This window comes from Mucilaginibacter pankratovii, assembly GCF_014773265.1.
Taxonomy (GTDB): Bacteria; Bacteroidota; Bacteroidia; order Sphingobacteriales; family Sphingobacteriaceae; genus Mucilaginibacter; species Mucilaginibacter pankratovii.
Genome location: NZ_JACWMY010000012.1, coordinates 19,156 through 32,712 on the forward strand (window position 1 = coordinate 19,156; position 13,557 = coordinate 32,712).

The 13,557-nt window shown below is 43.7% G+C and carries 13 protein-coding genes; 4 read left to right on the forward strand and 9 right to left on the reverse strand.

Annotation, left to right across the window (positions count from 1 at the left end; all coding sequences use genetic code 11):
• Positions 1-9 precede the first annotated feature (9 nt).
• Positions 10-2,259 carry an energy transducer TonB gene (locus IDJ77_RS21060; protein WP_191190961.1) on the reverse strand — a complete coding sequence of 750 codons (2,250 nt, stop codon included), beginning with the start codon at positions 2,257-2,259 and terminating at the stop codon, positions 10-12.
• Entirely contained in the window at positions 2,256-2,633 is a 378-nt protein-coding gene (locus IDJ77_RS21065; protein WP_191190962.1) for a BlaI/MecI/CopY family transcriptional regulator, read from the reverse strand. The genes IDJ77_RS21060 and IDJ77_RS21065 overlap by 4 nt, the downstream gene beginning before the upstream one ends.
• A gap of 769 nt (positions 2,634-3,402) precedes the next feature.
• Here IDJ77_RS21065 and dprA point away from each other — a divergent pair.
• Positions 3,403-4,503 (forward strand): DNA-processing protein DprA, encoded by a 1,101-nt coding sequence (gene dprA / locus IDJ77_RS21070; RefSeq protein ID WP_191190963.1) that lies wholly within the window; start codon positions 3,403-3,405, stop codon positions 4,501-4,503.
• Here dprA and IDJ77_RS21075 read toward each other — a convergent pair.
• The 6 genes from IDJ77_RS21075 to IDJ77_RS21100 form a co-directional block, all read right to left on the reverse strand.
• Positions 4,500-4,976: a SixA phosphatase family protein gene (locus IDJ77_RS21075; RefSeq protein ID WP_191190964.1), complete on the reverse strand. Its 477-nt coding sequence runs from the start codon at positions 4,974-4,976 to the stop codon at positions 4,500-4,502. The genes dprA and IDJ77_RS21075 overlap by 4 nt on opposite strands.
• Positions 4,977-5,045: 69 nt before the next feature.
• On the reverse strand, positions 5,046-5,666 hold the full coding sequence (locus tag IDJ77_RS21080) for a porin family protein (protein ID WP_191190965.1): 621 nt from the start codon (positions 5,664-5,666) through the stop codon (positions 5,046-5,048).
• A gap of 188 nt (positions 5,667-5,854) precedes the next feature.
• Complete coding sequence (locus IDJ77_RS21085; RefSeq protein WP_224751180.1) at positions 5,855-6,820, reverse strand: glycosyltransferase family 9 protein; 966 nt, start codon at positions 6,818-6,820, stop codon at positions 5,855-5,857.
• Positions 6,821-6,829: 9 nt separating this feature from the next.
• Entirely contained in the window at positions 6,830-7,339 is a 510-nt protein-coding gene (gene rfaE2 / locus IDJ77_RS21090; protein ID WP_191190966.1) for a D-glycero-beta-D-manno-heptose 1-phosphate adenylyltransferase, read from the reverse strand.
• Between the two features lie 189 nt (positions 7,340-7,528).
• A complete protein-coding gene (locus IDJ77_RS21095) occupies positions 7,529-9,208 on the reverse strand; it encodes a DNA polymerase/3'-5' exonuclease PolX (RefSeq protein ID WP_191190967.1) in 1,680 nt (559 codons plus the stop codon).
• A gap of 99 nt (positions 9,209-9,307) precedes the next feature.
• Positions 9,308-10,168 carry a hypothetical protein gene (locus tag IDJ77_RS21100; RefSeq protein WP_191190968.1) on the reverse strand — a complete coding sequence of 287 codons (861 nt, stop codon included), beginning with the start codon at positions 10,166-10,168 and terminating at the stop codon, positions 9,308-9,310.
• A gap of 54 nt (positions 10,169-10,222) precedes the next feature.
• On the opposite strand from IDJ77_RS21100, the gene IDJ77_RS21105 reads away from it, so the two are divergent.
• Positions 10,223-10,528 carry a hypothetical protein gene (locus IDJ77_RS21105; protein WP_191190969.1) on the forward strand — a complete coding sequence of 102 codons (306 nt, stop codon included), beginning with the start codon at positions 10,223-10,225 and terminating at the stop codon, positions 10,526-10,528.
• Between the two features lie 129 nt (positions 10,529-10,657).
• Here IDJ77_RS21105 and sppA read toward each other — a convergent pair whose 3' ends face one another.
• Entirely contained in the window at positions 10,658-12,454 is a 1,797-nt protein-coding gene (sppA, locus tag IDJ77_RS21110) for a signal peptide peptidase SppA (protein WP_191190970.1), read from the reverse strand.
• Between the two features lie 90 nt (positions 12,455-12,544).
• Between sppA and folK the strand changes: the two genes are divergently transcribed.
• Positions 12,545-13,030: a 2-amino-4-hydroxy-6-hydroxymethyldihydropteridine diphosphokinase gene (gene folK, locus IDJ77_RS21115; protein ID WP_191190971.1), complete on the forward strand. Its 486-nt coding sequence runs from the start codon at positions 12,545-12,547 to the stop codon at positions 13,028-13,030.
• Positions 13,031-13,046: 16 nt separating this feature from the next.
• On the forward strand, positions 13,047-13,424 hold the full coding sequence (locus tag IDJ77_RS21120) for an Hpt domain-containing protein (RefSeq protein WP_191190972.1): 378 nt from the start codon (positions 13,047-13,049) through the stop codon (positions 13,422-13,424).
• Positions 13,425-13,557 lie beyond the last annotated feature (133 nt).

Below are 13,557 nucleotides of genomic sequence, written 5' to 3' on the forward strand. Positions count from 1 at the left end.
TCTACCTGTTTACATATAGGTTACTACTACAACCTCGTTTAATGATTTTGTTGGTCCAAGGGTAAGCTGGGAAGACCTGCTTGTCGATTTTTTTTCGGGCACATATTTGTCGCCCTTTAATATCGCATAAGAAACCGGCACAAAATAAAATCCGCTTTTCAGATTAACCGGCGGGCGATAATTTTCCAGTGCTCTTTTAGCTTCTGCCTCTAAAGCCTCATTAACGCCGCTCATCACTAAAACGTTCGATACCTTGTTGTCTGTTACGCTAAATCTGAGCATAACTTTGCCTGCAACGCCGCTGTTGCGCGCGCTTACCGGGTACCTAATGGTCCTTGCAAGTTCTTTGGTGAAATCGGATATACCATCCTGATTATATGCACCAGTCGGCGCGTCGGGTACAACTACAGGCGGCGCTGCTTTAATTGGTTTAACCTTAGCGGGTTTGGCTGCCTTTGCAGGTGCCGGGTCAATAGTTATCTCGGGTACTGTTTTAACCACCGGTTTTACATCAATTAAAACTTTGGGTGCTGCTTTGACTGTAGCTACAGGCTCTATTGATATTACGGGAACGGCTTTTGGGTTCACATCGGCTACGACAACAGGTGGCGCAACTTTTACGCCTTTTACAGCACCAACTTTTTTGGGCCTGGCGGGCGGTGGCGGCGGCGGTAAGTTAGGTATGTTACCCTTGCTTGTTTCGTTATTGAAGATAATGTTTCCCACAAAACCAGGTATCATTCTTGTTTTATTGCCGGCGAGGTAGGTGGCCTGGTTATCGGGTAGCCAAAAATTCATTTCGAGTATTCTCTCTCCTGCTTCTTCTTTTACAGGGTAAGGATAATCTTGCAGGGCTTTAAGGGCTACCGCTTCGTATCCGGCACCTTTACTTTGCAGTACTTTTATGTTGTTTATTTTGCCTGCTGCGTCCAGCTCGAAACTAAATACAACCGCGCCGTTCTCTTTAGCCTTCAACGCTTCGGCAGGGAATTTTATAGTTTTATGCAGGTAGGCCGATACCGCATCATAAGGTTTTCTCAAGAAATAGGGTGGTGGTGGCGGAAATAACTTACGTTTATTGGTATCAACTTTAGCGTCACCATCCGGGAATATAACTACCGGGTTTTTGGTTTTACTGTCGACATCAATTACTTCAACAGTCAGCTTCATTGTTTTCTCGATGTAGGCTATATCTGCAGCGGAAGTACTTTTGGCAAAGAAGGTTTTTTTAACGCCGTGATCTGTAAAAGACAAGTTATCAGAATAAGCGGTGATATCCTTTACCTTATCTATTATTTTAAAGTATTTGATGGTTTTAGTTATGGGCTCGTCTATGCTGATTTCGGCTTGCACGGGTGTAGCAGGTGCAAGGTCGATAAACGCGTAATCTTTACTGAACACGAGGGTTGATGCGCACAGCATCCCTACGCATAAGGGTACTGCCGCCAGGTATTTTAACCTTGCTAAGCTGCCTGATCGTTTTTGGTTTAACATGATGATTCTCTTTTTTAGAAGGTTATAATTGAAGAAAGAATGTGCAATAGGCGAACCCTGTATGCCATAGGCGTTGTTCAACAGAAAAGAAGAATAGGTGAGGGCATCGCGTTCCTGCGCGGCGGTTTGCTCGTCGGCAATGTACTCGTGTAAACTACGTAAGCTCCTTTGTACCAGATAAATAAAAGGGCTGAACCAGCTAACTACTTTTATCAGCTCCACAAAAATAATATCAGCCGAATGCCCTTGGCGGATGTGCACCAATTCGTGTGCTATAATGGTTTCTGCTTGTGGCACTTCGGTGCCGATAAACAGGTAGTTGAAGAAAGAAAAGGCCGTATTATCGCCATTGAGCTGAATAAGCTTGTACTTATTGCCATATAAAGCTTTGCTTTTGCGGGTGAGTAAGGATAGGCGGTACAGGCGGTAAAACAATATAGATAAGGTAATTATTGCGCCGGCGATGTAAGCATAAAACAATACATCCCCCATAGTTATTTGCGCAACCGGCTCTTCAATGGTTATCTCGGGCAAGAGGCCGTAATTTACCTGCTGCGTGTAAGCTACCTGCTGCAGGGTAAGCTGCTCAACCGGTTTTAACACGCTAAGCTGTGTAATGGGCAAAACAAACGATACCACGCAGCTAAACAGCAGGTACGCGCGGCCCAGCAGGTAGTGGGTTTCGTTATTTAAAAACAAGCAATAGCACAAATAAAATACCCCCAGGTAAATATTCGCTTCAACAAGGTAGTGCAGCCAGTTCATTGTTTTTTGTTTTTTAGGTTATTTAATAGGTCGGTTAGCTCATCCAGCTCTTTTAGCCCGAGGTTCTTCTCATCAGCAATAAACGATACCAGGCTTTTGTACGAATCGCTGAAGTAGTTCTTCATCAGCTTATCAAAAGTGAACTTTTTGTAATCGTCCTCGCTGATGAGCGGGAAGTACACATGGGAGTTGCCATAGGCCTTGTGATCGATAAAACCTTTTCCTTCCAGCACCCTTACCACGGTAGATACGGTGTTGTAAGCGGGCTTTGGCTCGGGTATTTTCTCAATGATATCTTTTACAATGGCTTCGTTTAATTGCCACAGTATCTGCATGATCTGCTCTTCGGCTTTGGTGAGTTCTTTTACTTTCATAGCAAACTATTTTTGTAGTTAGGCTAAGGTAGAACTATTTTTATAGTTTGCAAACTATTTTTGTAGTTTTTTAGAAATTCTTTTTTTACTCAGCTAAATTGGCGTTGAGGGCACCGCCAATCGGGATAGAAAAAATAAATACTACCTACCGAAAGGCAGTGTCCTCACCACAGGTGTTTGGAAGATGTCGGTCATGCTATCGCCATGAGTTGATCACCACCGCCCCCTCTGCTGCGCAGAGAAGGGGAGAAATTGAGGCGTTTTTCCGGGTTTAACCCTCTTTCCGCTTGCGGAGAGAGGGACGACAAGCGATAGCGATGTCGGGGTGAGTTAAATATGCGAGCGAAAAGTAGCGAATGCTATTTGTTCCCCTCTCGAGAGTAATAGCCCATCAATAGGCATATTCCATAAGACGTTCCGCTGGAACGTAAAAATTGTCGCTTTTTTTTCTACCCATAAGACGTTCCTCTGGACCGACTTTGTTTTTCTTCATCCCTTTCGGGATGTTTTATGGGTAGAAAAATGCCGAAAAACCCTTTAACGTTCCAGCGGAACGTCTTATGAATTACCCGCCTGTCAAGTTATGGGCTATTACTCTCCCTAGAGTGCGCGCGGGATTGTGTGGTGGCGGGGTGTGTTAGCCGTCATGCAATTACGAAATGCATCGGGCAGAAACACACCCCTCCACCCCTCTCATATAAAGAGAGAGTTTTTAAATAAATTGCTAATTATTTTGGTATTTATTGCTATTTTAGGTGCAGCAAAAACTATGTCGTTACATCATCAACTCGCTTTAACGTTTGTAAAAAAGATAGGCCCGGTACTCGCCAAATCTATGATAAGTCAGTTTGGCGATGCCGAGCAGATCTTCAGGCTATCAAAAACGGCGCTTACCAAAGCACGCGGCGTGGGTGCAAAAACCTTAGAGCTTGCCGATTTTGATGAGGCCATGCGCCGGGCGGAGCTGGAGTTAAAATTCATCGAAAAGAATAACATCGAGGTGCTTTTTTATACCGATCCGCGGTATCCCAAGCGCTTAAAAAACTGCCACGATTCGCCATTGCTGTTATTCTCCCGTGGGAACGCCAACTTCAATATGCAGCGCATTATCAGCATAGTAGGCACCCGCAACGCTACAGACTATGGCCGTCAGCTATGTAAACAACTGGTAGAAGAACTGCAGGAATACAATATATTAATAGCAAGCGGGCTGGCCCTGGGTATAGACGTGGCTGCGCACAAAGAATGTTTGCGTATGGGCGTTCCAACAGTTGGCGTATTAGGGCATGGATACGACCGGATGTACCCTTCGCAAAACCGGGGTACAGCAGAAAAAATGTTGGAAAACGGGGGCTTACTGACCGAATACTCATCGGGCACCAATCCCGACCGGGAGAACTTTCCGCAGCGGAATCGTATTGTGGCGGGTATGGCCGATGCTACGGTAGTGGTTGAAGCCGGGCTAAAAGGCGGGGCACTCATCACTGCCGAAATAGCCAATAGTTACAACCGCGATGTTTTTGCCTTTCCCGGCAGGCTGGGCGACGAGTATTCTGAAGGGTGTAACTTCCTCATCCGCAATAATAAGGCGCAATTGCTTACCTGCGTAGCCGACCTTGCCTACAGCCTCGGCTGGGAAAAGAACACTGAATTGAAAAACACGCCCGAACAATTGATATTACCTATCGACCTATCCGCGGGCGAACGCGCTATTTATGACATTATTCGCGAGAACAGATCGCCGTTGGCTATAGATGACCTGAGCATCAAAACCAATATGCCTGTTAGTCAGCTGGCGATGGCGCTGCTGGATATGGAGCTGCAGGGTTTCATCCGTTCGTTGCCGGGTAAAACCTATTGCATCAACTAAATTTTAGGGTTATCGTAGTAAGTGAGTTTACCCGAATCTTCATAAATTTCCTCCCAGGTATCCAAATTAAACTCAATAAGGGCTACTGTACCAGGCGGCACTTCTTTTATAGCACCGCTTAAAGTGTAAAGTATTTGTTCTACAGCTGGGTTATGGCCAACAAGAGCGATAAAATCCTGATCGGCCGGTAGCTCATTAATGACGCGCATCAGAGTGGGTTCGCCCGCATCATAAATAGCTTTGATGATGGTTGATGGTGGCAATTTTAACGTGTCGGTAAAAATATTAGCCGTAGTATGGGTGCGTAAGGCCGGGCTGGTAACGAATGATTGCGGTATAATGCCTTGCTCCAACAGGTGCTGTGCCATTGCTTCGGCACCTGTTATGCCTTTTTCGGTAAGCGGGCGTTCAAAATCGGTGTAGCCGCTTTCGTGGGTGGCTTTGGCGTGGCGTATCAGCAGCAGTTTCTTCATCGGTTTAAAAGTATAAAAAAAGAGGAGCAAAAATTGCTCCTCTTTTTCATCTGTCCGAATAAATTCTTTTTAGAAAGTAAAACCGACAGAAACGCCGAACACTTTATTTTTTACGGAACCTTCGCCATCAATATTATTAGCGATGTTTGATAAACCAAGATCGTAGCTGATGCCAACTAAAAAGCCGCCCTTAAGCTGCAAACCGGCAATACCTTGTAAACCAAATTCGGTTCTTTTGATATCGTCCTCTCCGTCTCCAAAGGTTATATCTTCTTCAATACTTGTGCCGCCACTCGTTGCTTTACTTTTGCCAGATATGCCATAAGCTACAAATGGGCCGGCACCAACGTAAATATTACCTACAACAATAGGGGCATGGTAAACAAAGTTTACAGGTACCTGTAAATAAAATAATTTGATTTTATCGGTTTCATTTGCTATTTGGTTATCAAACTGAAAACCTTTACCGGTATAAAATAAGCCTGGTTGTATGGATATTGCACCGGCTTTCAGGTCGGCAAATGCACCTACGGAAAAAGTTGTTAAGTTGTCAAACGATGCAGAAACGCTGCCACTTGATGCAGATACGTTTGCAAAGTTTACGCCGCCTTTGATGCCAAATTTAGGGATCTGTGCAAATGCACCCATTGATGCTGCAACAAATACGATGGAGAGTAATAATTTTTTCATGTGTATAAGGGTTAAATTTTGTCTAAAAGTAAATAATAAAAAATAAATTTAGTGTAGATATTTAATTTACCAGGGAAATCGTATTTAGAATTTTTACCGGCTTGTTTAATAGTTGGTCGTGCCAAATTACAATGTTCGGGCTTGTTCGGGCTGTTCGCGCCCCATGTCGAACGCGAACAAGAAAAAAACTACCGGCTGTTTACAAAGGAAGTAATTGGGGCTTCGGGCATATCATTCATGCACTTAAAATGGCCCAGCGGGCATTTTTCCAGCCCAAATTTAGAGCAGGGGCGGCAGCTGAGATCAATACCAGCTACTAAAACGTCCTTTACCATGTAGGGTTGTACGCCCAGCAGATCGGGCACGGTGCCACCCCAAACAGATACGATGGGCCGGTTAAATGCCTCGGCAATATGGGTAAGCCCAGTATCAAAACCTATAACGCTCTGCGCTTTAGATACCAAAAAAACCGACTCATCCAGCGAGGTTATACCGCAGGCATTGTAAGCCTTCTCGCCCAATGCGGTAGCAATTTCGTCGGCATTTGCCTTAACGTCTTTGCCGCCTAAAAGTACTACAGGCAACTTCAGGTCTTTGCAAATATTGATGATCTTATAGTTTGGCAACCGCTTGGTAAAATGGGTAGCACCTATAATAAAAGCCACAAACCCGGCTTGAAGTGAAGAGGGCAGCAGATTATCTAACTGATATTGCCCTACGTAATAATCTATCGGTTTACCATCGTTGGTAACACCTAAAAACGCAACGGTTTTTAAGTACCGGTCTACCAGATGGGTATTGGGAACTAATTTTAGGTTAAACTTTAAGCTGAGCCATTTGCGAATGGTGTATTTTTTATAGGTGGATGATCTGATGCCTGTGCGTAGTTTAATGATAGCCGTGCGCAGGTTATTATGCAGATCTATAATGCAATCGTACTTTTCCTGCTTAATATCTGCAATGGTTTCTGCCAGCGTTGGTTTCAGCAGCAGCAGCTTATCCAGGTAGGGATTGTTGTTGTAGATGTATTGAAACGCGGGTTTGGTAAGGAAATGAACCTCGGCATTAGGTACCTGCTTTTTTAAGCAGCGTACAACAGGTGTGGTGTAAATTACATCACCCATAGAGCTAAAGCGGATAACCAGTATTTTCATCTCGATAAATTACCCGGTTACGCTATTTGCCCGTATTTTGTTGATGATGGAGGTTGACGAGTAGCCTTCCACCAGGCTGATGGTTTTCACTTCGCCGCCGTTGGCCAGCACTTCTTTGGCGCCGGCAATGTTTTCGATGGTGTAATCGGCACCTTTTACAAGGATATCGGGCATTAAGGTAACGATAAGGTCGCGCGGGGTATCTTCTTCGAAAAGTACAATACCATCTACAAAAAACAAGGCGGCCAGCAGGGCGGCGCGGTTGCTTTGGTCGTTCACCGGCCGGCTTTCGCCTTTAAGCCTTTTAACGGATGCATCGGCATTTAAGCCGATCACCAGTTTATCGCCCAGTTCGGCAGCCTTGGCCATATAAGTAATATGCCCCAAATGCAGCAGATCGAACACCCCGTTGGTGAACACTATTTTTTTACCCTCTGCTTTCCAGGCCTGTATGCGGGCAGCAAGGGTGGGGGTATCGGTTATTTTATCTAAAAGTGTTTGTTCGAGGTTGTGACGCATGATGACTGCCTTTTATAAATTCCCTCCCGCGGGAGGGGTGTGATGGAATTGTGTGGGGGCAGGGAGAGGTTTCGCCATTATGCAAAACGAGTTGGTTTGGGGGCTAAACCCCTCCCTGCCTTTACGCGCCAGCAGCCGCACCCCTCCCGAGGGAGGGAATGGGACTGTCGAATGCGTCCGTCAATTTAACTATGCTTTTGGCTTTTTCGCTTCAAAAATCTTTTTTATCTCGTCCAAAGATAAGGCATTCAGGCACATTTCTTTGGTTAGGCCGCCTTTGCGGGCAACATTTACGCCATATTCCATATCCAGGAAACCGCTGTTGCGGTGCGCATCCGGGTTTATAGAGAGCATAATACCTTTTTCCAAAGCGTATTGGTGCCAGCGCCAGTCAAGGTCTAAACGTACCGGGTTGGCATTTATTTCGATGATCACCTTATTTGCGGCGCAGGCATCTATCACTTTTTTATAGTCGATATCATAACCTTTACGGCTCAGTAGCAGCCTGCCGGTAGGGTGCCCTAATATGGTAGTATACGGGTTTTCTATAGCTTTTATCAGCCTCGCGGTAGCCTTATCTTCCACCATTTTCAGGTTGGAGTGTACAGATGCTACGATGAAATCGAAGCGCTGCAATATCTCGTCCGGGTAATCCAGAGAGCCATCGTTCAGGATATCCGATTCGATGCCTTTAAAGATGTGGAAGCCGTTCAGCTTTTTATTAAGATGGTCAATTTCCTCCTGCTGCTGCAAAACCCGCTCGATGCTAAGGCCTTTGGCGTAGAAGGCGCTCTTGCTATGATCGCACATGCCGAGGTATTGCAGTTTCAAGTCATCGCGACAATAAAGAGCCATTTCTTCCACCGTGTTAACGCCATCGCTCCAGGTGCTGTGGTTATGCAGGGTGCCTTTCAGGTCGTGATAGGTGATGAGGGTGGGCAGTGTATTGTTAGCCGCGCGTTCTATAAAGGTATCGCCTTCGCGCAGTTCCGGCTGTATCCAGGTGAGGCCTGCTTTTGTATAAATAAATTCTTCCGTCGACGGCTCTTCCAGTTCCACGTTTATCAAACTCAACACAGCTTCAACATGTTCATCCGTACCTGTATTGATAAATAACTCTTTATAATAATCAGCCTTGTCTACACATACAATATCCACAAGGAGTCCGTTTTTCAACTCGCCGCCGATGTGGTTACCGTTTAAACTTACATTACAAAGTATCTGCGAATTGGCCAACGCATTAAACGCAACTTCTTGGTTCAGACTACCAATCACAATTACCAGTTCGGTAATCACTTCATTTAGGCGGCGAAACTCGCCTGCAAAATGTTTTAAAGCTTCCGGGAAAACTCCCTTTATCTCATCCATCAACAGTTTGGCTTCTTCCTCCACCTGCGCATAAAGGAATTTACCATTGCCCGCCATGCGGAATTCTATGAGACGGCGGATCTCGTCCTGCGTTTTCAGGCCGAACCCTTTGGCTTCAATCAGGCGGTTCTCATTGCAGGCATAGTATAACTCGCCTACATTTTCGATGCCCAGTTCTTTCCAGATGGTAGCCACCTTTTTTGCGCCGATGCCTTTAATGCCCATCATCTCCACAATACCTTCGGGGGTTTTATCCAGCATGTCCTGCAGTTCAGCCATGGTGCCGGTTTCCAGCAGTTCTGCTATTTTGGATGCGAGGCTTTTGCCGATGCCGTCTATTTTCTCCAGTTCGACAACGGTTTTGCCGGCAATGGGGTAGGGCAGCTTATCCACCTTAAAGGCGGCGTTGGCTATCGATTTTATTTTGAAGGGGTTAACCTCGTGCAATTCCATCAATTGCGAGAGCAGGCGAAGCGTACGGGCTATGGGCTTGTTTTCCATAAATTGGTTTGCGGTAAAAATACAAAAGGTGGGGGTAAAAATGCCTTTTATTTATAATTGAACAATGAGGTTTAGGAAGTGTTTTTGCTATTGAGCAGACTATTCTTTATCGAATTTTTTCGATTTAGTTTCGTATTTCAAATTATATAATGGCAACTCCTTAAGTGTTAAAAGAGATGCATCCGAATAAATTGTATTAACTTTCAGTTCAAAATATTCTGCAATAGCTGGATTGTCTTGCTTAAAATCTTGAAAAGGAACTCTCGTTGGTTTAAATTTTTCATTAAACTCCGAAATGTTCAAAGCAATAATATTATGACAAATAATTTTATTGTCTTGTAGAACATTATGTACCAAGATGCCGAGCATTATTTCGGGCTTCGCGGTCCTACTACTCATGTAAAATCGCATATGTAAATCTTTCGCTCCATCACCGGCAGTTAGGTCTAAAAGTAGGAAAGAATAATTTGTATTAAATCGTCCTGTACCTATAAAATTATCGTGAGCTTTTGAATCAATTATGTATTCAATTTTCTTTAATGTTAATATTTTCAAGTATCTAATACCGACGCGATCTCCAATATGAACAAATACTTTCCAAATATTCCCCTTGGGTGTCTCAAAAAATGTAGGAATTGATGCCTTAGTGCTTGAATTAAACGATATTTTATCATCCTTAATTCCATCCGAAAATGTGCATACGGTTTTTCCAATCGTTGTGTTAATATTAAATATTTCAATAATCAACCTAAAGTAAATCCCATTCGTGGTTCCTTTATCACTATCCCCTTTTTTTAAGATAGAAATAGTCGATGGGGACATGCTTCTATTGCTGTTTTCATTAAAAAAAGCAGACATAGCATTTTGTTTATACCCAAGTTTGGTGCGAATATACTCTATTAATGAAGGGAGGGAATTAGCAATGATTTGATCTGTAAGCAAATTGCTCTGTAATGTCATGCAATAAATTTACAGAATTTAATAAATTATTTTAATATTTAATAAATTTTATAAATGATTGATATATACGTTGTTGTGTTTGTTTTGTCAAAATTGATTTGTATTCTTGTGATGTTTATTAATCACTTAATTTTTATCAAAATGAGCAAAAACATTAAATTATCCGAGGAATCATGGCATGAGTGTTCACCGATAGGTACACTTGCAGGTATCTTTACTTTCAGTAACTCTATTTCAAATGAGGTAGATTCCTGGACTGGCGGCGGCGAAAGAACGACCTATGTTCTTGAAGTTGATGGTCGAAGGGAAGAATTTTCATCTGAATCCGCTCGAGATCAAGCGGCAAAGAAGAGTATTTAATTCGGAAGTAATGTTAAAAATGGGCATGGCTTAGTTAAGCTATGCCCATTTTTTTAGTGAACCCATGTGTGCCCCTAAAAAAAGCCACCCTCTCAGGCAGCTTTTCAATCAAAATATTTAAACACAAAGTTATTTTATAACCACTTCGTAAGGCATACGTGCCTGCGGGGTGCGCATCATTTGGGTTACGCCTTTTATCTGTTCGTAGTATTTGTAGTTTTCGCCAAGCTCGGCTTTTACAAAATGGGCCTTCACTTGTGCAGAGAAACCTTGTCCTATTTTGCTCAGTACGCTTTTCTGCTCAGGATAGTTAACTAACTGGTAATCTTTCAGGTTGGCTTTTTTGGCGGCAGATGCTACAGCATCGCTGATGTTGCCCAGTTTATCAACCAGGCCATTTTTTAAAGCTTGTTCGCCTGTCCACACACGGCCCTGGCCTATGGAGTTGATGTATGCCTGCGATTTTTTTCGGCCCTCGGCAACGGCTTTTGTAAAAGTATCGTAACCGCGGTTCACGCTTTTTTGCAATATGGCGCGTTCTTCGGGTGTTAAAGGGCGACTAACATCCCCCAGATCGGCATACTTACCGGTTTTTACACCATCGAAAGTGATCCCCAGTTTATCATTAAAAAATTTCTGCATGTTGGGCAGCACGGCAAAGATGCCGATAGAGCCGGTAATGGTATTTGGCTCGGCGTAGATAGAATCCGCAGCGCAGGCGATATAATAACCACCCGATGCAGCCACATCACCCATCGAAACGATGATAGGTTTCACCTTTTTGGTGAGCATTACCTCGCGCCAGATCACATCAGATGCCAGCGAACTGCCGCCCGGTGAATTCACCCTTAAAACTATGGCCTTTACTTTATCGTCGGTACGTGCTTTGCGGATAGCTTTGGAGATCTTCTCAGAACCAATGCTGTTATCATCGCCGTCGCCGCCGTTAATTTCGCCCGATGCGTATATTACCGCTATGCGGTTTTTTGAGGAGGTTTTTTTCTCGTCGTCTTTATCATCCTCTTCCTTCGCTTCGCTTTTTACGTAGTCGCCAAGCTCAACGCTGTGCAGATTGTCTTTTTCGGCAATATCGGTGCGTTTTTTAAGGTCGCTTAGTATCTCGTCTTTGTATTTCAAACCGTCAACCAGTTTGTATTTCAGCGCGTCTTCCGGCTCCTGTATGGTGCCGTTATTGGCATAGTTGAACAGCGAATCTTTATTGATATGGCGGCTGGCGCTTATCCCGGTAAGGAAATGGTTATACATTGAGCCTAAGTAGGAGGTAACCTGCTCGCGGTTGGCATCGCTCATTTTTGTTAAAAAGAACGGCTCAACAGCACTTTTGTAGGTACCTACTTTGATGATCTGCGCTTCGATGCCCAGTTTATCCATGGCACCTTTCAGGAAGGTAACTTCCGAACTGAAGCCCTTAAATTCGATGATACCCTTAGGGTTCATGTAAACTTTATCGGCAACGGAGGCCAGGTAGTAAAAGCCCTGGGTATAAATTTCGGAGTATGCTACCACAAACTTGCCCGATTTTTTAAAATCTATAAGTGCGTTGCGGATCTCTTCGGTCGTGGCCTGGCCCTGCATCATGTAGCTTTCGTCCAGGAAAATGCCTTTAATATTATCGTCGTTCTTACCTTTTTTAATGCTGGCTAAAATATCGTTCAGTCCTAACGTTTTTTCGCCGTCGAACCCTAAGAAACCAAGCCCGGCCAGCGGATTATTTGGCGTGCGCTCGCTTACAGGATAGTCTATTTTAATGTGCAGAATAGAATTTGAATCAACATCGGCTGTTTTATCAGATCCGGCGGTAGCAATTATCCCGCCTATTATAATAGCAAACAAAACAAATAGAACGAAGGCTGAGAGAATAACACCTACAAACGAGGCTAATACAAATTTGAAGAATTGTTTCATTAACTGTTATAAATCATTTATATATGCAAACTTACTAAATAGGGCCTGTTTCTTGTTATTAAGAGCCTGATATATACTATTTGTTACAACATGATTACTGTTTTTTTACTATTGGGGACTAACCTTGGCAACCGGGAATTATTCTTGAGTGAGGCAATTACGCATATCGAACGGCTTGTTGCGCCGGTAACCAAAACCTCAGCCGTTTACGAAACACAATCGTGGGGTAAAACCGACCAGCCCGATTACCTTAACCAGGTTATTACACTGCAAACCAGCCTTACCGCGCGGGATGTGTTAAACAAAATATTGGATATTGAACTACTAATGGGCCGCAAGCGCGAGGAAAAATGGGGTTCGCGTATTATTGATATCGATATTTTATTTTATGGTGATGCGGTTATAAACGAGCCTGGACTGATAGTGCCGCATCCGGAGCTGCATAACCGCCGCTTTACCTTGGAACCTCTTGCAGAAATTGCGCCTGAACTTTTGCACCCCGCGCTAAATAAAAACATTTTAGCACTCAAAAGTGAGCTAAAAGATAGCTTGATTGTAAAAAAAGTATACTTTTGAAATATAAACCTGTACGATGGCCGATAACATACCAGCACAAGATCTTGATCTTGCTTTTTTATACGAAATAGCCGATGGCAGCGACGATTTTATTGTTGAATCTATCGCGATGTTTTTAGATCAAACCCCGCAGTTGCTGGCCAGCATTACCGAAGCCATTAACGCGCAGGATTGGGTTGTTGCCGCGCAGGCTTCGCACAAATTGAAACCTAATTTGGGTTTTTTTGGGATGCCATGGTGCCAGGCTACCATACAGGAGGTGGAGATAGCCTGTAAGACCGGCGCTGCCAACCCGCCCGAGATCATCGCTACGTTTAACCAGGTAAAAACCATGGTGAACAAAAACCTGATAGAGCTGAATAAAATTAAAATAGAGAAAGAAGCGAATTTGTAAGAAACAAGAATCAAGAAAAAACTTGAGAAATAGAAGAGGCGACCATTTATATGATCGCCTCTTTATATTTACAACAAACTATCCGCAAATAACCTGTCGTCTATCTTGATTGTTAAATCTAATAGTCTTGTTT

Bases quoted from the DNA above. Each gene is read 5' to 3' on its own strand.
- IDJ77_RS21060 (WP_191190961.1), bottom strand. From the start codon at position 2,259: ATGAACTGGCTGCACTACCTTGTTGAAGCGAATATTTACCTGGGGGTA.
- IDJ77_RS21065 (WP_191190962.1), bottom strand. From the start codon at position 2,633: ATGAAAGTAAAAGAACTCACCAAAGCCGAAGAGCAGATCATGCAGATA.
- dprA (WP_191190963.1), top strand. From the start codon at position 3,403: ATGTCGTTACATCATCAACTCGCTTTAACGTTTGTAAAAAAGATAGGC.
- IDJ77_RS21075 (WP_191190964.1), bottom strand. From the start codon at position 4,976: ATGAAGAAACTGCTGCTGATACGCCACGCCAAAGCCACCCACGAAAGC.
- IDJ77_RS21080 (WP_191190965.1), bottom strand. From the start codon at position 5,666: ATGAAAAAATTATTACTCTCCATCGTATTTGTTGCAGCATCAATGGGT.
- IDJ77_RS21085 (WP_224751180.1), bottom strand. From the start codon at position 6,820: ATGAAAATACTGGTTATCCGCTTTAGCTCTATGGGTGATGTAATTTAC.
- rfaE2 (WP_191190966.1), bottom strand. From the start codon at position 7,339: ATGCGTCACAACCTCGAACAAACACTTTTAGATAAAATAACCGATACC.
- IDJ77_RS21095 (WP_191190967.1), bottom strand. From the start codon at position 9,208: ATGGAAAACAAGCCCATAGCCCGTACGCTTCGCCTGCTCTCGCAATTG.
- IDJ77_RS21100 (WP_191190968.1), bottom strand. From the start codon at position 10,168: ATGACATTACAGAGCAATTTGCTTACAGATCAAATCATTGCTAATTCC.
- IDJ77_RS21105 (WP_191190969.1), top strand. From the start codon at position 10,223: ATGATTGATATATACGTTGTTGTGTTTGTTTTGTCAAAATTGATTTGT.
- sppA (WP_191190970.1), bottom strand. From the start codon at position 12,454: ATGAAACAATTCTTCAAATTTGTATTAGCCTCGTTTGTAGGTGTTATT.
- folK (WP_191190971.1), top strand. From the start codon at position 12,545: ATGATTACTGTTTTTTTACTATTGGGGACTAACCTTGGCAACCGGGAA.
- IDJ77_RS21120 (WP_191190972.1), top strand. From the start codon at position 13,047: ATGGCCGATAACATACCAGCACAAGATCTTGATCTTGCTTTTTTATAC.